The sequence below is a fragment of the Rhizobium sp. BK491 genome (assembly GCF_014194925.1).
Taxonomy (GTDB): domain Bacteria; phylum Pseudomonadota; class Alphaproteobacteria; order Rhizobiales; family Rhizobiaceae; genus Rhizobium.
In genome coordinates this window covers 750,006-768,436 of record NZ_JACIAR010000001.1, presented here as the reverse complement: position 1 = coordinate 768,436, position 18,431 = coordinate 750,006, and the positions used below count along the sequence as shown (strand labels likewise).

Genomic DNA, 18,431 nt, shown 5'->3' with positions numbered 1-18,431 from the left:
CGTAATGTGGTCCCCGAGAATCCGAAAGAGCGGCAGACCGTACTGCTTCCAGCCGATCTTGCCACTTTATTCACCATATCAACGTAAAAAATGCGTTATCTTCAAGCAAATTCTTATGCTTGGCGCCTTCCGAGGCCGGATTTTGCGCTGGAATCTGTCGCCGCTCAGGCGCCGAGCCGGGTCGCTACAGCCCGCCAAGCGTAACCACGGCCGATCTTTTCGGTTTTCACCGACATGCCCCGCACTGCAGCCTTCTCTTCGAGCACGGTCAAAAGATCGGCGCGGGGAGTGACGTGGAATTTCTTTAGCCAGCCTTTGAGCATGGCACGGAACCAGCCTGGCAACCCTTCCTGCTGGCCGAAATCGACGATGTGGAGCTCGCCGCCCGGTGCGACTGCGTCGAGCGATGCGTCGATGGCATTTTTCCAGTCGGGGATCATCGACAGCGCGTAGGAGACCATGACACGGTCGAAGCCCTCGGTGCCGAAATCGTCGGGCGAGAAAGCAGTAGCATCGGCGACGCGAAAATCCGGCATCTGTTTCAGACCGCGGAAATTATTGCGGGCGGAGATCAGCATTTCCTGCGAGATATCGAGGCCATAAAGGCGGGCAGAAGGGAAGCGCCGATAGGCGAGCAGCATATTGCGGCCGGTACCGCAGCCCACTTCCAGAAGCGAGCCGCCGACGGGAACATTCAGCTGTTCGATCGTGCGATCGCGGCCGAATAGGTAATATTTGCGGGTAAGGTCATAGATGTGACGCTGATAACGGTACATGCCGTCCATCAGCTTGGCGTGGTTGTTCGCGCTGGTTTCTATGCCTGTGTCCGCCTGGCTCACGCTTTTTTCCCGTAGATGTGGAAGCCGCCATAGATGGCCGAGCGATCGCGAACATTGAGTTCCTGCGAACGCTCCTCGAAATAGACCCACTGGTCGCGGATCGCTTGAGAAAGGCGGCCTTCGATGATGCTCTTTTCGGCGGCCGTGCGGAAGATGACGCGGGCGCCTTCGCGCGCTGTCCGGGTGATCTCCGTCCAGAGGCCATTGAGCTGCTCGTCGGTCATCCAGTCCTGCGCATCGAGGAGGATATAGCGATCGCGCGAAGCTGCCGGCTTCGAAGCGAGAAGCTCGGTGAAATTGGCGTGATGGACGCTTACACGATCGGCATTGGCGCGAATCGCCGCGTAGTGCTCCGGCTTGAGATAGGTGGGCAGGGGGCCCTGGTGCTGGGCAGCGTAGCGCCGAGAGAATGCCTGCCAGGCAAAGTAATTGTCGCGCATCGGGAAATGACAGGCGAGCTTTTCCAGGCGGTGTTTCAGCACGGCAGAAATGGAATCGTCGCCCGCCAGGCTCGCAAGCTCGTCATATTGCTGCGGCGGAATGCCGAGGCCAAAGAGCGAGCTCTTGCGGCCGAGCAGCCAGCGAACTGCCGGTTTGTCGAAGATCGGAGCAATTTCTTCCTCGAAGAACTGACGCTGCTCGCGCATGGTACGGGCTTCAGTCATCTTTTGGAGGCGAACGCCGTGCAGGCGCGCCAGTATATGGGCAGCGCCGATAAACCGGCCGAGAAGGCCGGTCTTGTAGATATTGCGGTTGAAGACCGTGATGCGGCGGCGGCCATAGAGATCGCGACCATCCCAGTAGCCAGCCGTTGCCGTGTCGAGGCGCGGCGCAATGAACTGGTCGTAAGCCTGGCTATTGCCCGCAAAATTAGCCGTTCCGAAGAAACGCACCAGGTCCGCGTGGCCAGGAAGCAGGCGGAAGGCAGCAAGCTTCAGCTTGTTCAGTGCGATGTGGTGGCGATTGAGATCGACGACATCGATGGATGCGGGATTTTGCGAGAGATAGGCGAGCATGTTGCAGCCGCCCGAACCGATGGTGACGATGCGATGATGCGCTTCCAGCTCCATCGCCTCCATATCGATATCCGGATCTTCCCAAATCTGCGGATAGACAAGGCCGGAAAACAACATGCCGAACAAACGCTCGGAAAGGCCTGCCTTGGACAGTGCCTTGTGCTGCAGCAGAGCGTCCTTGAGTTTCCGGTTCTTTTGGAGACCGGCATCCGGGGCGAATTCCGTCATCTGAGTCTTGTCACCGATTTGTGAATTTCAGGGCGTGTAACCCGGCAATGCTACAGTCTGATGACGCGGGCTGTTGGCAGATCCAGCTGCAAAGCATCCTTGCACATATTTAAGGAGCCCTGATCATCATAGGTCTTTCATCTTGCTGCGTTTCCTGATTGTCTCCGCCTACCTTTCTGGAGAGTATGTGACATGCGTTTGATATCGAGAGTGATCGGGGCTCTTATTGTTCTGCTGCTGATCATTGTCGCCGGCGGAGCCGTCTGGCTCTCTCTTTATCCGCCGGAATTACTGAAGGTCGGCGATGGCTACGCGGCAAAGATCGTCTGCTCCAACACATTCGTGGCCAAGCGGGATCCGGACAAGGTGATGGAGGAAGATGTCCAGGCTCCCGGCAATCCGGCATTGAAGCTCATTCGCGTCTATGTCGATCGGGACGAGGGTGTGGTGACGGCCCGTTTCCTGGGATTGTTCGCGCCGAACCGTGCGCTTTATCGCGGTGCGCTCGGCTGCGCGCTGGTGCCGGACGGTGATCTGCAAACGGCTCGCAGCGCCGTCTTCCTCAACAAGGTGAAGGCGCCGAAGAACGATGCGGTTTGGCCGGATGGAGATACGGTAAACCTCGATCAGGGTGACGTGGGGAAGAAGCTTGCCGATGTCGTATCGAATCCGGATCTCGCCGGGCCGGCCATGCGTGCGATCGTCGTGGTCAAGGATGGCCGTATTGTCGCCGAGACCTATGGCGATGGCTTCAGCAAGGCAACGCCGCTGATAGGCTGGTCGATGACGAAGACGGTGAATGCCGCGATTATCGGCCGACTCATGCTGGCCGGGCGCATGTCCTTCGACGATCAGAATCTTCTGCCGCAATGGAGCGCCGACTCGCGCAAGAACATTAAGCTCAGCGATCTTCTCGCCATGGAAAGCGGGCTTGCGTTCAACGAATCCTATGGCACCGTATCGGATGTAACGCGCATGCTCTATCTCGACGCGGATGTGACGAGCCTGGCAGTCAATGCGCGCCAGCTGGCAGCGCCGGGCGAGCGTTTCAGCTATTCCAGTGGTACGGCGGCGCTGCTTTCTCGCCTTTGGATGAACCGCCTGCCCAATCTGAGCGCTGCCATCTCCTATCCGCGAGAGGCACTCTTCGGGCCGCTCGGAATGTATAGCGCCGTTTTCGAAGCCGACGAGCGCGGCACCTTCGTCGGCAGTTCCTATCTCTATGCTAATGCCCGGGATTGGGCGCGCTTCGGCATGTTTCTGCTACAAGACGGGGTCTGGAATGGGCATCGTCTGCTGCCGGAGGGGTTCGTCGGCGCCATGCGCACGCCGACGAAGGCTTCCGAGGGCGTTTACTCGCAGGTTCAGGCCTGGCTTGCGGGGCCTGGCGGCTCTAACGCCCAATTCGGTCTGCCCGCGGATGCATTTTGGATGACCGGTCATGACGGCCAAACGGTCGCAATCGTCCCGTCCGCCAATCTCGTCGTCGTGCGGATGGGGCTGACGCCGACCTGGGCGGATTATCGGCCGCAAATCCTGCTGAAGCGGATCATGGATGTGATAAAGCCGGCCACGAATTAGGCCGGCTTCTCAGAGTTATCTAGATAAAATCAGTAATTGCCGTTGGCGACGTCAGTCAGGCCTTTGCGCTTGGCGTCGTAGTAATAGCCGCGGGCATAAAGCTGCACGGCATTGGCTTCCTTGTTTTGAGCCTTGCTGTCGGCCGTCATCCATGCACCGCGCAGATATTTGGCGGCATATTTGATGTTGGTTTCCGCGTCGAGAAGCCCGGACGCCGGGCCTTCGTAGCCCATGGACTTCGCCGTATTATACTTGATCTGCATCAGGCCGAAATATCCAGCGCGATTATAGGCTTTCGGATTGTAACGGCTTTCGCGGTGAACGACGCGATGGATCAGGGATTCCGGAATTTCGTAAAGCTTGGCGTATTTCTGGATGAGCTTCGAAACGTAGCTCTTTTGCTCAGCCGGAACATCGGAATCGTAATTCGCAGTGTTGGGGGTGGTCATGACGGCCGGCACGACAGTCGGACCGCTACTGTCGAAATTGAAGTCATAATGCATGCGGTTGTCGGCATAGCGGGGAACACCCATCTGCGCGGGCGTGGCGAAAGCGACTTCAGTCTGCGGTGTCGAACCTGGGCGCGGCGTCGGCACGGCGACCTGAATGGCCGCAACATCCGATGTCATCGGAATGCCGGGTTGGCTCTGAGCCACGGAGGAGGAAACCGGAGTGAGCGCGGCATCACCAGGGCGCGCCGGATTGGGCATCGGGATGGCGACCACGGAAGGCACCAGCGGCACGTCGGACGCGGCATAGGCTGCTGCGGCTGAGTTGCTGCCAGCTGGAGCGCCTGTTGCGGCAGCGATTGCGGCGGTTCCCTGATTGGCAGCGCTCGCAACAGGCGTGCCGAAACGTCCGGCGTCCATCTGCTGCTGGCTTGCAGCAGCAACGTTTGTCGAACCCGGAACAACACGGCCGGACTTTGCCGTTGCCATCTGTTGCGGCTGCCGCGGACCGATGAAATTCGGCGATATCGCGGCCACTGCCACGCCGCCCACTGCAGGCGCGGCCGTGCCGGTGGCGGTCAGGGTCGTATTCGGATGCGGCACGTTGGCGTGTGCCGACGGGAGTTCTGCCTGAGACGTCTGCTGCTGAGTGCTTGCACACCCGGCGAGAGCGCCGCACATCATTGCCGACAAGGCAACGCTGCGCTTCAGGCTGGGAAATCCGATCGTTACCATTCTGTCACTTTCGAAAAAACCAAACCTAATTTCGATGCAATTCGGCCACAGGACCGCCAAATTCGATCACAGGATCGATAAAATTATGAATCCCCATTAACCTATCCGTGATCGCCTCGCAACCCTGCACCGCCTCAGGCGGCCATCCGGCGGTATCCGGCGGTCACTGCACCGGCTGCAATCAACAGGGTTCCCCCCGTTCTGTTAACAGCGCGTTGCACGCTTGCCTTGCGGATGAAGCCGCGTGCCATATCGGCGACGAAGACGTAAATAAGCGAATTCAAGGCCGCTAAAGTGAGGAAAGTTGCCTCCAGAATAAGCGTTTGCTGAAGAAATGGCTTCGACATGTCGAGAAATTGCGGAACGAACGCAACGAAGAAGACGATGCTCTTCGGGTTGAGTGCGGTTACAACGTATGAGTGTAAGAGAATTTTTAACGGTTTTTCCTCTGGGAGATTGTCGTTATCGCCCATCGGTCCCGTCACAATGGGGGCTCTCCAGAGCTTGATTCCGAGGAAAACGAGATAGGCTGCGCCGATCAGTTTCAGAATTGTGAATAGTGTCGCTGATGTGGCAAGGAGGGCGCCGAGACCGGCGAGCGAAGCGGTCATTGCCGTGAAATCGCCAAGCGTGACGCCAGTCACCGTTGCCAGCGCCGTCTTGCGGCCGTGGCCTAGTGCATAGGATATGACGAGGAGAATGGTCGGGCCTGGTATGGCCAGCATAATGCAGGATGCGGCGGCGAAAGCGAGCCAGGTTTCGATGGACATGGAATCCTCCCTAATTCCTATTTCGCCGCCAGCAAAGACATCGGATTAGCGATCCGTCAACCGCTTGATTGACAATCGGGCCGCCTGATTATCAATCAGTCCGTTGATCACAGATCTATCAGGCCTGTGTGTATTTCTGGCCGATATGGTCCATGACCTCGGCGAACCAGGGAGTGGAGGTATCGAAGGCCTTGCCGCCCTTGATGCGCGGAAACTCGATGACGCGTAGCTTGCCGCCCTGACCTTCATCATGGCCGGTGACGCCTGATACTTTGTTGAGCGCACTTTCCACGGCGAGATCGACCATGCCCTGGATCAGGCGAAGGTCCTCGGCGTTTGCCGGCGCGGAGCGTGCAAAATAGCCCGACTTCTGCACCATCGAGCGTTCGGCGCCGATAATGGCTGCGAATTGCTTCTGGAACCAGCCGCCGACATTGATGGTGTCGATCTTTACGTGACCGAATGCATCGCGCTTGACGGTTTCGCCGGCTGCTTCGCGCTCGGCGACGATCGCGTCGAGGCCCGCGCCTTCCGAAACGAACAACGTCACCTGGCCGGTCTTTTCCATGTTAGTGCGCAGGCGTTCGCCTTCAGCCTCGATGTCGAAGACCATTTCCGGCAGATAGAGGCCGTCGATGCGCTTCAAATCGGCATTCATCATGAAGCCTTCGACATATTCGTTGGCGCTGGTCTTCTGAATGTAGGCGCGCGCGGTTGCAGCGGTCAGCCAGCCACAGTGGCGGCCCATCACTTCATGGATGACGAGGGTCTTTGGGGCCGCGGTCTGTTCGTTGCTGACATTGTCGAAGAAGTCAGCACCGACTTCGGCAGCCGTCCAGGCGCCGAGAGACTGGCGGATCGGCACGACGTCGTTGTCTACCGTTTTCGGCAGGCCGACTACCGTCAGGTCGTAGCCATTGGCGCCAAGATAGGCGGCGAGATCGGCGGCCGTCGTATTGGTGTCGTCGCCGCCGATCGTGTGAAGAATGGTCACGCCGTCGGACGCCAGCCGCTCGGCTGCGACGCGCAGCGGGTTTTCGCCTTCCTTGACCAGGCCGCGCTTGACGCAATCGGCGATGTTGGTGAGCTTGACGCGGCTGTTGCCGATCGGCGAGCCGCCGTATCGATGCAGCAGGTAGGCCTTTTCGCGCATGGCCGGCGTCACTTCGATGCTGTCTCCCAGCAGAACTCCCTGGTAGCCGGAACGATAAGCGATTATGCCGAGGTCAGGTGCCACATCGCTATAGCGCTGAATCAGCCCGCCAACGGCAGACGAAAGGCAGGGCGCCAGTCCGCCTGCAGTGAGCATTGCGACTTTCTGTTTGGCCATGGAGATCCTCCTTGCAGTCATGCTGCGTCATTTCAGTGGTTGCGGTGGGAATGGATGCGACAGGCGGACATGGGTGTAAAGTAAAGAATTTAAGAAATCCGCGGTTTGTTTCGCCCCCGAAGGCCGGACACGGCGCTTGGCTGGTTGCTCGCAATGCAGCATCATTACCAAATTGTGAAAAGTGTTTTCGCCCTTGCGACGAATGGACTGCTTGCAATGGCAACTATTATTTGATCAAGGTGTTCTACTGTTTAAGTGGATATCGAGACCGGCATGTCGTTCTGGGAAAAATTGCTGAATGCTATCGGTAGCACTGCCGGCAATGCCCTGTCGGCGGTCGTCGAGGCCATTCGCACTGTCTTTGAAGGCGATCCGGAAACGCGCCGCAAGGTGGCGTTTTCCGTTGCTATAATCGCCCTGTCCGCCAAGATGGCGAAGGCAGACGGCGTGGTCACGGAAAACGAGGTCAACGCATTCCGCGAGATCTTCGAATTTCCGCCCGATCAAGCGAAAAATGTGGCTCGTCTCTATAATCTGGCGCGCCAGGATGTGGCCGGTTACGAAGCCTATGCGGAGCGGCTGTCCTCCCTTTGCGAAACCTGCACGGAGAATTGCCCGGTGCTGGAAGACGTGCTCGATGGTCTCTTCCATATCGCCAAGGCGGATGGCCTGATTCATGAGAAGGAAATGGCCTTCCTTCAGCATGTCGCCGAAATCTTCCATATGAGCGAGGGGCGGTTCGAGCAGATCATGGCGCGCCATGTCAATGTTGGCGGCCGCGATCCCTACAAGGTGCTCGGCGTCTCCCGTCAGGACGATTTTCCGACGATTCGCCGCCGCTACCATGGCCTCGTCTATGAGAACCATCCGGATCGCCTCATGTCGCGTGGGGTGCCGGAAGAGTTCCATGCCATCGCGAACGAACGCATGGCAGCTCTGAATGCGGCTTACGCCGAGATCGAGAAAGAACGCCGCGCAGCATGAGTGCATTCAAGGCCGATTTCGCTCGCGCCCATGTGCAGCCTTCGCCGAATCATGGCGAGAGGCGAGATGGGCGTCGGCCTGATATCATCCTTTTGCACTATACCGGCATGGGGACCGCCGAAGGAGCTTTGGACTGGCTCTGTCGTCCGGAGAGCCAGGTGTCGAGCCACTATTTCGTCTTCGAGGACGGGCGGATCATGCAGCTTGTCCCGGAAGGGCGCCGTGCCTGGCACGCGGGCAAGAGCTCCTGGCATGGCGAAACCGACATCAATTCGTCGTCGATCGGCATCGAAATCGCCAATGCCGGCCATCCCGGCGGACTGCCTGAATTCCCTGATGCGCAGATCGAAGCGGTGATCGAACTGTGTCGTGATTGCGGCCAACGCTGGGCAATCGCGCCTGAACGGGTGCTTGGACACTCCGATGTCGCGCCTGTGCGCAAGGTCGATCCGGGTGAGAAATTCCCCTGGGCGCGGCTGGCTGCGGCCGGTGTCGGGCACTGGGTTGAGCCGGCTTCGATCACCGGCGGACGGTTCTTCCAGAAGGGTGATGTGGGACAGCCGATCGAAGCCTTGCAATCAATGCTTTCGCTCTATGGCTACAGCACTGAAATAAATGGCGAATTCTCGGAAAAGCTGAAGGGCGACGTCGAAGCCTTCCAGCGCCATTTCCGGCAGGAGCGCGTGGACGGCATCGCCGACTTTTCGACGATCGATACGCTTCACCGCCTACTGGCCGCGTTGCCCGGCTATTCGTGAATTCGTTCCATCCTGTCATGGGTGTTTATAGCCGGCTATAGATGCAAAAACGCGTAACACCCTGCTACGCCATAGCTTTTCCCTATTATTTCCGCATTGCATTGGTCTAACGGCGCTCGCTGAACGGCGGTCGCGCCGTCTGGGTTTGTGTGTCGCGCGGCCGTAGACGACAAATGGGGACTGTGCATTCCGGCGGCTCTTTTTGCCTCCAGCCGGACGTGATGGCTTTGGCTATCCGCGGTCCCACCCCTGGAGACAAAAGACTACATGAAAAATTTGATTGTTGCGGCTGTGGCATGCATGGGCGTGCTGCTGATGGGATATGATTGCGCCTCTGCGGGCGAGCGCCACGCAAAACAGAAAACTGTTCCTCTCAAGATCGTCAGCCGCACTACCGGCTTCCCGGTTCCCAATGTTCCCGTCGAATTGCGTGATGCAGAGACCTCCTTCGCACGGCAAAATCGCTACTCCGCATTGATTGCCAAATATGCCAAGCAGAACGGCGTCGCAGTCGAGCTCGCTACCGCCGTCATCCGGATCGAAAGCAATTTCAATCCGAAAACTCGTGGAAGTGCAGGCGAAATCGGCCTGATGCAGATCAAGCCGGCGACCGCCAAGCTGATGGGCTATACGGGTCGCGCCCAAGGGCTCTACGATCCTGAAACGAACATCAAGTTCGGCATGAAATATCTCGCCATGGCGCAGGATCTTGGTGGCGGACCGACCTGCAACACCATCCTCAAATACAATGCCGGCCATGGCGCCACGCGCATGAACCCGATCTCGAAGCGCTATTGCGGCAAGGTGCTTGCACTTCTGGACTGACATCCAAGCCAGGATTCGGGTAGGGCGGAATCGCTTTCCGTGCTATCGAAACCGCGACTATCGGTGAGGGTTACGGTATGGCAGCGGATTTCAGGTTCATCGTCGTTGGTCGAGGCATGATGGGGGCAGCGGCTGCCCGTCACCTGGCCAGACAAACCGACGGCATCGCCGTCATCGGGCCGGATGAACCTGAAGATCGCGCCAATCACCAGGGTGTTTTCGGCAGTCATTATGACGAGGGCCGTATTACCCGCACGATCGATCCGGATACGGATTGGGCTCGTCTCGCAAACCGTTCGATCGGCCGTTATGCGGATATCGAACGAGATAGCGGCATTCAATTCTACGCCCCGGTCGGCTGCCTTGTTGTCGGGCCGAAGCGGGGTGATGAAATAGCTTATATCGGTGATGTCGTAGAAGCGGCCAGGCGGCTCGGCGTGCAAACCGATATCCTCGATGATGCCGAACTCAAGGTGAAGTTTCCCTTTTTCTCCTTCGCATCGGGAAGCGAAGGGGTTTTCGAACCGCGTGGGGCCGGCCACATCAGCCCGCGCCGGCTCGTCAAGGCACAATCCCTGCTGGCGGAAAAGGCAGGCGCGCGGGTCATCAAGCAGACGGCGCTATCGATCCGCGACGAGGGCGGCCTAGCTGTCGTGACGACCGCCGAGGGAGAGACATTCAGCGCCGAAAAGATATTGCTCGCCGCCGGCGGTTTCTCCATTGCCGAGAATCTCTTGCCGCGACCTGTTGAGATGAAAGTTTATGGTCGCACGGTCACCTTCTTCGAAGTGAGCGAGACGGAAGCCGAAGCCCTTTCCGGCATGCCGTCGCTGATATCGAAGGCAGCTGATGATGTGGACAGCATCTATATGCTGCCGCCGATCCGCTATCCGGACGGCAAATATTACATGAAGATTGGTGGCGATCCCGATGATCTGCAATTCACGACCGAGACGGAGCTGCGTGCCTGGTTCCGCACGACTGGTCGCGACAAGGCGCGCGAGCATCTGGTGCGCATATTCCACGGGCTAGTCCCGGGCGTCAGACGGCCACCGGCTTTCACCAATTCCTGCGCCGTTTCCTATTCGCCATCGGGTTACCCGATGATCGGCTACACCTCTTCGCCACGCGTGGCGGTTCTGACGGGCGGCTGTGGCATGGCCGCCAAGAGCTCCGATGAAATCGGCCGGCTCGGGGCGGAACTGCTGCTTACAGGTCGAATCAAGGATGAAGGCTACGGCACAGATTTCTCAGCGTATTTCCGCAATTGACATCCGCTCTTCACAAACCAGCATATTTCGGTGGCAATTGCCGGCGGTCTCGGTTAATGAGCCTGTGCCAGTTGGCTGGGCAGCCGCGCTTCATCAATGCCGAAAGGCGATGGGGTGAGGAAAGTCCGGGCTCCACGGAAACACGGTGCCGGATAACGTCCGGCGGGGGCAACCTCAGGGAAAGTGCCACAGAAAGCAAACCGCCCGATTTTCGGATCGGGTAAGGGTGAAAGGGTGGGGTAAGAGCCCACCGCGTCTCTGGCAACAGCGACGGCACGGAAAACCCCACCGGGAGCAAAACCGAATAGGGATGACACGGAGCGCGCGAGCGCTCCAGCCTGTTTCCGGGCCGGTCATCCGGGTGGGTTGCATGAGGCGTCGCGCAAGCGCCGTCCCAGATGAATGGCTGCCACGTTCCGGCCTTGGCCGGAGCCATACAGAACCCGGCTTACAGGCCAACTGGCAAATCATCGCGTCACTTCGAGCGGCGCGTCCAACGCTTCCGCCAACTAATTTTCGAAGCTGCCGAATGCCTTGAATTTCAAGGCTTCCAGGCCCGACGGGCGAAGGTTTTAACCTGTGAAAACAATCCGTTTCGGGACGTATCCTGAAGCCGATCCTAACCTTTCGTTAAACTTAACGTCTTATGAATATTCAGGCTGTGGCCACGTCTGACGTGGCTTCATCCCATTGACGCCCATATGGTCCCATGGTATCCCAAAAGAACACTGCACAAGGGCAAATCAGAGCCCAATCATCGCAAAGCCATGGTCGCTCCTGTTCTGGGGGTGTCGAAGGGGTGTCGGCTCTTTCGGCTTGCGAAGCTGTGTCCGATTTTGGCTGTGCCTGTAAGCGAGTAGCGGCTTGCGGGTCATGGGGAACGGGTGTTTCGCGTCATGAACCGCTTCCTATCGAATGCGACCAACCGGATCGATGCCAAGGGGCGGGTTTCCGTTCCTGCGGCGTTTCGTTCCGTGCTGGCCGAGCGCAATATCCAGGAGCTGTACTGCTTTCAGGACTTTGTGTTTCCGGCAATCAGTATCGGCGGTCTCGATCTGCTCGATCGCTTCGAGCGGCAAATTGCGGCGGACGATCCGTTTTCGCCGGCGGCGAACCAGATGTCGCTCCTCATTCATGGGGGCGGGGTCTTCATGAAGCTCGATGCCGAAGGGCGATTGATGGTCACGGATTTCATCCGCGATTTCACCGGAATCGCGGGCGAGGTAACCTTCGTCGGACGAGCGGATCATTTTCAACTGTGGCGACCGGAGGCCTTCCTGGCCTTGCAGTCGCAGGCACGAGAGGAGCGCAGGCTGGCGGGCAGGCGCTCGGAATAGAGCGGGGAAATGGAATGGCGGCGAATTCAGGCGGAGGTTCTTCTGATGCCGGTGGCGGACCGGTTCGCCACATTCCGGTTCTTCTTTCCGAGGTATTGGAGGCGCTGGCTCCGGCGCCCGGCAAGATCATCCTCGATGGAACGTTCGGGGCTGGCGGCTATACGTCCGCCATTCTTAATGCCGGCGCCGATGTAATCGCGCTTGATCGCGATCCGACGCCAATTGCGGCGGGGCAGGCGCTCGTTTCCGCCCATGCCGGCCATCTCAAACTCATTCAATCGCAGTTTTCTCGGCTGGCCGAGCATGCGCCTGAAGGCGGCCTCGATGGCGTCGTGCTCGATATCGGCGTCTCCTCGATGCAGATCGACGAGGCGGAGCGTGGGTTCTCCTTCACCAAAAACGGTCCGCTCGACATGCGCATGTCGGCAAGCGGCGTATCGGCTGCCGATGTCGTCAACCGTGCAAAGCTTGCCGATCTCATTCGCATTTTTGTGTTTCTAGGTGAGGAAAAGCAGGCGCCGCGTATCGCGCATGCGATCGAGAAGCGGCGTGCGGAAGCCCCTTTCGTGACCACCCGCGATCTGGCAGGTCTGATCGAGGTCGTCACGCCGCGAAAGGCGAAGGACAAGATCCATCCTGCGACGCGGGTTTTTCAAGCTCTGCGCATTTTCGTCAACGACGAGCTCGGCGAGCTGGCTCAGGCATTGTTTGCGGCCGAGCGCGCCCTCAAGCCGGGTGGGCGCCTTGTCGTCGTGACCTTCCATTCGCTGGAAGACCGGATCGTCAAGAAGTTCTTCGCCGATCGCTCGGGCCGTGCTGTTGGGTCGCGTCATATGCCTATCGTAACCGAGCGGCCCGCCACCTTCGAGCCGGTCGGCAAGTCGATGATTTCTGCGAGCGATGCCGAGGCGGAAGCCAATCCGCGTGCTCGTTCGGCCAAGTTGCGTGCGGGGGTTCGCACCTTGGCTCCGGCGGAGGCGGCAGATCTTTCGATCTTCGATCTGCCCAGTCTCGCCAGTCTTGGAAAGCTTGGGGGCTAAAATGCTGAAGACCTTTGACATTGTGCTGATCGGCGTCATGACGGCAATGGCCAGTGTGACCTATACGATCAAGCATCGTGCCGAGCTGAAGCTGGAAGAGGTTCATCGCCTCGAATCGGAAATCAAGCTTGAGAGGGATACGATCGATCTCCTCAAGGCAGACTGGGCGCTGGTTTCGCAGCCGAACCGGCTGGAACGCCTGGTCAATAATTACAATAGCGAACTTCAGCTGCAGCCGACGCTCTCGACGGCGATCGTTCAGCCGAGTGAATTGCCGATGTTACGCTCGCAGCTTCCGCCGCCAACGGTAACGGCCTCCAATGATCCAAAGAGCGGCAAGGCAGGCGGTGCCAAGAGCGGTGCGTCGGTGGCCCCGAGCAATGGCGATACGACGGATGCGCAGATCAGGAAGGCCATCGCCGATGTTGCTGCCGCTCCGGCGCCGCGTCCGAAACCGCCCGCTCTTGCCAAGCGCAAGAAGCCGGATGTCGACAACATGGCAACGGGATCGGTGAGGGATTAATGTCTTTTCTTTCGCGTATCATGGTCCTGAAGAGCAAGGCCCACTTCTCCACGGACGGCAACAATCGCCCCAACGATGGATTTTCCCGTTCGACATTCGAGGGTGCGCGCAAGCGCAAGTCCAACCAGGCAAAAAGCCGTGTCGTACTATTGGTTGGGAGTTTCATCGCTATCTACTGCGTGATTGGTGGTCGTATTGCGCAATTTGCCATGACCAAACCAGATATTACGTCAAGCATTCTGCCGCCGGATCGGCTGATGGCCTCGCGTCCTGATATCGTCGACCGCAATGGCGCCCTGCTGGCAACCGACATCCGTACGGTCTCGCTGTTTGCCGAGCCGAACAAGATCATCGACGCGGACGAAGCTGTCGAGGAATTGCGCAAGGTTCTACCGGATCTCGATACCAAATCCACCTACAAGAAGCTTTCGGCGAAGTCCTCGCACTTTGCCTGGCTGCGTCGGCAGCTGACGCCGAAGCAGCAGAACCAGATTTTGGCACTGGGCATTCCCGGCATCGGCTTCCGTCCCGAGAAACGCCGCTTCTATCCGGGCGGGACGACCGCCCCCCACATTCTCGGCTACGTGAATATCGACAATCGCGGCGTTGCCGGAATGGAGAAATATATCGACGACCAGGGGCTCGCCGACCTCGCTGCCGCGGGCATGACCAACGATCAGCCGCTGCAGCCGGTGAAGCTTTCGATCGATCTGCGCGTGCAGGGCATCGTTCGTGATGCGGTCGTCAATGCTGTCAAGAATTTCCAGGCCAAGGGCGCGGGTGCAGCGGTTCTCGACGTCCATACCGGCGAGGTTCTCGGCATGGCCTCGGCTCCGGATTTCGATCCGAACTATCCGAATGAGGGCGCCACGGAAGGTTGGCTTAATCGCATGACGAACGGCACGTTCGAAATGGGATCGACTTTTAAGACCTTCACCATGGCGATGGCGCTGGATGATGGCAAGGTGACGTTGCGTAACGCCTTCGATGCCACCAACCCCATCCGTATTGGTGGCTTTACCATCAAGGATTTCCACGGTCAGCGGCGCGTTTTGACCGTTCCCGAAATTTTCCAGTACTCTTCGAATATCGGCACGGCCAAGATTGCCGATCTCGTCGGTATCGAAGGCCATAAGGAATTTCTCACCCGTATCGGCCTGCTCACGAAGATGCAGACCGAATTGCCCGAGGTGAAAATGCCGTCGCAGCCACGCGTCTGGAAGAAGATCAATTCTATTACGATCTCCTTCGGTCACGGTGTCTCGACGACGCCGCTGCAGACAGCTGTCGCGGGAGCGGCACTCGTCAATGGCGGCAAGCTGATCGAGCCGACCTTCCTGCCGCGAACGCGCGACCAGGCCGACGCTATTGCCAAGATGGTCGTCAAGAAGAGCACCAGCGATGACGTGCGCTTCCTGCTTGAGTTCAACGGCACCAGGGGCTCGGGTCGCAACGCCCGCGTTCCTGGCTACAATGTCGGCAGCAAGACCGGCACGGCTGACAAGGTGGTCAACGGCCGGTATTCCAATACTCTGAACTTCAATACCTTCATGGCCGTGTTTCCGATCGACAATCCGCAATACATCGTCATGACCTTCATCGACGAGCCAAAGAGCGGCGAGCGCGGTGGCGGGACGATTTCGGCCTTCACGGCCTTGCCGATCGCCCGTGATATCGTCGCCCGTGCGGCGCCGATTCTCGGGGTGCAGCCCAATTTTGGAAAAGATGACTCGGCCTTGCTGGCGTCTTATTAAGCGTGAAAGAATACACACGTCGATTCGCGAGGGGCGGACTGATCGAGAAGGCGAAAAGTACATTCGATGAACTTGCGGGATATTGCCGGAAATGAGTTTCCGGAACTCAACACACATATTGGCGGAGCGCTTGGCGATCTTGAGATAAGCGGGATCTCCGCCGATAGCCGTAAGGTGGCGCCAGGCGTGGCTTTTGTTGCCGTCGCCGGCACGAAGGCGGATGGAGCAAGTTTCATTGCCGATGCAGTTTCGCGCGGTGCCTCAGTTATAGTTGCTGGTCATGCGGCCGATGCCGGTAATGTGCCATTGCTGCAGGTTGGCGAGCCGCGCCGGTTCCTCGCTGTCGCCGCTTCCCGCTTCTACGGGCGTCAGCCCGAAACGATGGTGGCGGTGACGGGAACTGCGGGCAAGACCTCCGTTGCTTCTTTCACGCGCCAGATCTGGGCCTATGCCGGCCAGCCGGCCGCCATGATAGGTACAACAGGCGTCGTTTCTCCGTTCCGCAACGAATATGGCGCGTTGACGACACCCGATCCGGTGTCGCTGCACAAGCTTCTTGCCGAATTGGCGGACGAGGGCGTTACCCATGCGGCCATGGAAGCATCCAGCCATGGCCTCGATCAGTTCCGGCTCGATGGCGTGAAGCTCGCGGCCGCCGCGTTCACCAATCTCGGCCGTGATCACATGGATTATCATCCGACGGTCGAGGACTACATGGCCGCCAAGATGCGGCTGTTCCGCGACTTGCTACCGAAGGGTTCGCCAGCCGTTATCTTTGCCGATGATGCCTGGTCTGCGTCGGCGATTGCCGCCGCACAGGCGGCCGGGCATGATGTCCGTACTGTCGGGCGCAAGGGCGATTTTTTGACGTTGAAGCGCGTCGAGCACTTCCGCCATAAGCAGATCGCCGAGGTGCATGTCGGCGACGACATCTTCGAGGTTCATATCCCGCTTGCCGGAGATTTCCAGATCGCCAATGCGCTGGTCGCCGCCGGTCTCGCGATCTCGACCGGTGTTGCCGCGCCGGTTGCCATGGCCGCGCTGGAGAAGCTGGTCGGCGCATCGGGCCGCCTGGAGTTGGTCGGGCACACGCATGACGGCGCGCTTGCCTATGTCGACTATGCCCATAAGCCGGATGCGCTTGAAAACGTCCTGAATTCGGTGCGGCCGTTCACGACGGGACGCGTCATCGTCGTCTTCGGCTGCGGCGGCGACCGCGATCGCGGCAAGCGTCCGATCATGGGCGAGATCGCATGCCGTCTTGCCGATGTCGTCGTTGTCACCGACGACAATCCGCGCTCGGAAGATCCGGCAACGATCCGCGCGGAAATCATGGCGGCTGCCGCCTGTGCGACCGAGATCGGTGATCGCGCCGAAGCGATCCGCAAGGCTGTCGGCCTGCTGAAATCCGGCGACACGCTGATCGTCGCCGGTAAGGGGCATGAGGAAGGTCAGACGATCGGCAGCGTCACGCTGCCGTTCTCCGACCATGCCGAGTTGCGCAAAGCATTGGAGGATTTGAAGTCTTGAGCTGGTTATGGACAACTGAGGATCTGATCGCTGCAATCTCCGGCCGCTCTTTCGGAGCGTTGCCTGAGGGCATTACGGGCATTTCCATAGACAGTCGCTCCATCCAGCCTGGGGAAGCCTTTTTCGCCATCAAGGGCGATCGCGTCGATGGTCATGACTATGCCAATATCGCTATGGCGAACGGTGCAGCCTTCATCGTCATCAGCGAGGCGCGCCTGCCTGCTATGGGCAGTCTGACTGTACCGAAGGTTGTCGTGGACGATGTATTGGCGGCGCTTGCGCGGCTCGGTGTTGCCGCCCGCAAGCGCACGCAGGCGAAGATCATCGCCGTCACGGGTTCGGTCGGCAAGACGACAACCAAGGAGATGCTGCGGCGCGCGCTGACCCCGTCAGGCAAGGTGCATGCCTCCGTTGCTTCCTTCAACAATCATTGGGGCGTCCCGCTGACGCTGGCGCGTATGCCCGAGGATACCGATTTCGGCGTTTTCGAAATCGGCATGAACCATCCCGAAGAGATCAGGCCGCTGGTCAAGATGGTGCAGCCGCATGTGGCGATCATCACCACGATCGCGCCGGCTCATCTCGGCAACTTCAATAGTATCAGTGAGATCGCCGCCGCCAAGGCGGAAATTTTCGACGGTGTCGTGCCTGGCGGGCACGCCATTCTCAATCACGACAACGACCAGTTCGAAATGCTGGAGAAGGCTGCCATGGCAGCCGGTATCGAGCATATCCATAGCTTCGGCCAGCATGCGAAGGCGGATGTCCGTCTCGCCGAGTTCAATGCTTCTGAAGAGAATTCAACGCTTTGGTTGACGATCGGCGGCGAGACCATGGAGGTGGCGCTTGGCGCACCTGGGCGCCATATCGCGGAAAATGCACTCGCCGTACTTGGCGCCGTCATGCTCGTGGAGGCCGATCTCGACCAGGCGGTCGATGCGCTGGCCGACCTGCGGCCTGAAAAGGGCAGGGGCCAACGCCATAAGCGCGCGATCGGCAACGGCTATTTCACGCTGATCGACGAAAGCTATAACGCCAATCCCGCTTCCATGCGCGCGGCCATCGCGCTGCTAGCGACGACCTCTCCGCATGCGGGAGCCGGCGGTCGGCTAGGTAGGCGGGTCGCCATGCTCGGCGACATGTTGGAAATGGGGGATTATGCGCAGCGCGTTCATGCCAACCTTGCGGGGCCGCTGCTTGCGGCCGGCATCGAGCATGTCTGGCTGGCAGGTCCGGAGATGGCGGCTTTGAGGGATGAGCTGCCGGAAAGTGTTCATGTCGAATATCACGAGACGACTGAGGAGCTCTCGGAATTCGCGCTCAATTCTGTCGCCCCCGGCGATGTTTTGATGGTGAAATCGTCGCTGGGAATGGGATTCGGAAAGATCATCGCGGGCTTGCTTGACAAATTTCCCGCATTTTCCGACACGGGCCCCCACACCCATCAGGGGCTTTAGAAAG

The 18,431-nt window shown here is 59.0% G+C and carries 16 protein-coding genes and 1 other RNA gene; 12 read left to right on the top strand and 5 right to left on the bottom strand.

Annotation, left to right across the window (positions count from 1 at the left end; all coding sequences use genetic code 11):
- Positions 1 to 164: 164 nt before the first annotated feature.
- Entirely contained in the window at positions 165 to 785 is a 621-nt protein-coding gene (locus tag FHX05_RS03805; RefSeq protein ID WP_183871178.1) for a class I SAM-dependent methyltransferase, read from the bottom strand.
- A gap of 50 nt (positions 786 to 835) precedes the next feature.
- Positions 836 to 2,083 (bottom strand): DUF3419 family protein, encoded by a 1,248-nt coding sequence (locus tag FHX05_RS03800; RefSeq protein ID WP_183870712.1) that lies wholly within the window; start codon positions 2,081 to 2,083, stop codon positions 836 to 838.
- A gap of 192 nt (positions 2,084 to 2,275) precedes the next feature.
- Between FHX05_RS03800 and FHX05_RS03795 the strand changes: the two genes are divergently transcribed.
- On the top strand, positions 2,276 to 3,664 hold the full coding sequence (locus tag FHX05_RS03795; protein ID WP_183870711.1) for a serine hydrolase: 1,389 nt from the start codon (positions 2,276 to 2,278) through the stop codon (positions 3,662 to 3,664).
- A gap of 29 nt (positions 3,665 to 3,693) precedes the next feature.
- Here the strand turns inward: FHX05_RS03795 and FHX05_RS03790 are convergent, their stop codons facing one another.
- The 3 genes from FHX05_RS03790 to FHX05_RS03780 form a co-directional block, all read right to left on the bottom strand.
- Entirely contained in the window at positions 3,694 to 4,848 is a 1,155-nt protein-coding gene (locus FHX05_RS03790) for a lytic transglycosylase domain-containing protein (protein WP_183870710.1), read from the bottom strand.
- Positions 4,849 to 4,982: 134 nt separating this feature from the next.
- On the bottom strand, positions 4,983 to 5,618 hold the full coding sequence (locus FHX05_RS03785; RefSeq protein ID WP_183870709.1) for a LysE family translocator: 636 nt from the start codon (positions 5,616 to 5,618) through the stop codon (positions 4,983 to 4,985).
- Between the two features lie 118 nt (positions 5,619 to 5,736).
- Positions 5,737 to 6,948, bottom strand: coding sequence for a pyrophosphate--fructose-6-phosphate 1-phosphotransferase (locus FHX05_RS03780; RefSeq protein ID WP_112334470.1), 1,212 nt, complete (start codon positions 6,946 to 6,948; stop codon positions 5,737 to 5,739).
- 273 nt (positions 6,949 to 7,221) lie between these two features.
- On the opposite strand from FHX05_RS03780, the gene FHX05_RS03775 reads away from it, so the two are divergent.
- The 11 genes from FHX05_RS03775 to FHX05_RS03725 all read left to right on the top strand — a co-directional run bounded on the left by FHX05_RS03775 (position 7,222) and on the right by FHX05_RS03725 (position 18,427).
- Positions 7,222 to 7,932: a DnaJ family molecular chaperone gene (locus FHX05_RS03775; RefSeq protein WP_112334471.1), complete on the top strand. Its 711-nt coding sequence runs from the start codon at positions 7,222 to 7,224 to the stop codon at positions 7,930 to 7,932.
- Positions 7,929 to 8,690, top strand: coding sequence for an N-acetylmuramoyl-L-alanine amidase (locus FHX05_RS03770; protein WP_183870708.1), 762 nt, complete (start codon positions 7,929 to 7,931; stop codon positions 8,688 to 8,690). Before FHX05_RS03775 ends, FHX05_RS03770 begins: the two co-directional genes overlap by 4 nt.
- Before the next feature lie 267 nt (positions 8,691 to 8,957).
- Positions 8,958 to 9,515: a transglycosylase SLT domain-containing protein gene (locus tag FHX05_RS03765; RefSeq protein WP_183870707.1), complete on the top strand. Its 558-nt coding sequence runs from the start codon at positions 8,958 to 8,960 to the stop codon at positions 9,513 to 9,515.
- Between the two features lie 77 nt (positions 9,516 to 9,592).
- Positions 9,593 to 10,786: an FAD-binding oxidoreductase gene (locus tag FHX05_RS03760; RefSeq protein ID WP_183870706.1), complete on the top strand. Its 1,194-nt coding sequence runs from the start codon at positions 9,593 to 9,595 to the stop codon at positions 10,784 to 10,786.
- Between the two features lie 67 nt (positions 10,787 to 10,853).
- Positions 10,854 to 11,253: RNase P RNA component class A (gene rnpB, locus FHX05_RS03755), an RNA gene on the top strand.
- A 429-nt stretch (positions 11,254 to 11,682) separates the two neighbouring features.
- Positions 11,683 to 12,123 (top strand): division/cell wall cluster transcriptional repressor MraZ, encoded by a 441-nt coding sequence (mraZ, locus tag FHX05_RS03750; protein WP_183870705.1) that lies wholly within the window; start codon positions 11,683 to 11,685, stop codon positions 12,121 to 12,123.
- A 14-nt stretch (positions 12,124 to 12,137) separates the two neighbouring features.
- Entirely contained in the window at positions 12,138 to 13,163 is a 1,026-nt protein-coding gene (gene rsmH, locus FHX05_RS03745) for a 16S rRNA (cytosine(1402)-N(4))-methyltransferase RsmH (protein ID WP_183870704.1), read from the top strand.
- 1 nt (position 13,164) lies between these two features.
- Positions 13,165 to 13,686 (top strand): hypothetical protein, encoded by a 522-nt coding sequence (locus FHX05_RS03740; RefSeq protein ID WP_112605219.1) that lies wholly within the window; start codon positions 13,165 to 13,167, stop codon positions 13,684 to 13,686.
- On the top strand, positions 13,686 to 15,440 hold the full coding sequence (locus FHX05_RS03735) for a penicillin-binding protein 2 (protein ID WP_112334482.1): 1,755 nt from the start codon (positions 13,686 to 13,688) through the stop codon (positions 15,438 to 15,440). Before FHX05_RS03740 ends, FHX05_RS03735 begins: the two co-directional genes overlap by 1 nt.
- A gap of 66 nt (positions 15,441 to 15,506) precedes the next feature.
- The gene (locus FHX05_RS03730) at positions 15,507 to 16,970 is read left to right on the top strand and encodes a UDP-N-acetylmuramoyl-L-alanyl-D-glutamate--2,6-diaminopimelate ligase (protein ID WP_183870703.1); all 1,464 of its coding nucleotides are present in this window, start codon (positions 15,507 to 15,509) and stop codon (positions 16,968 to 16,970) included.
- Positions 16,967 to 18,427, top strand: a complete 1,461-nt coding sequence (locus tag FHX05_RS03725) for a UDP-N-acetylmuramoylalanyl-D-glutamyl-2,6-diaminopimelate--D-alanyl-D-alanine ligase (RefSeq protein WP_183870702.1) — start codon at positions 16,967 to 16,969, stop codon at positions 18,425 to 18,427. The genes FHX05_RS03730 and FHX05_RS03725 overlap by 4 nt, the downstream gene beginning before the upstream one ends.
- Positions 18,428 to 18,431 lie beyond the last annotated feature (4 nt).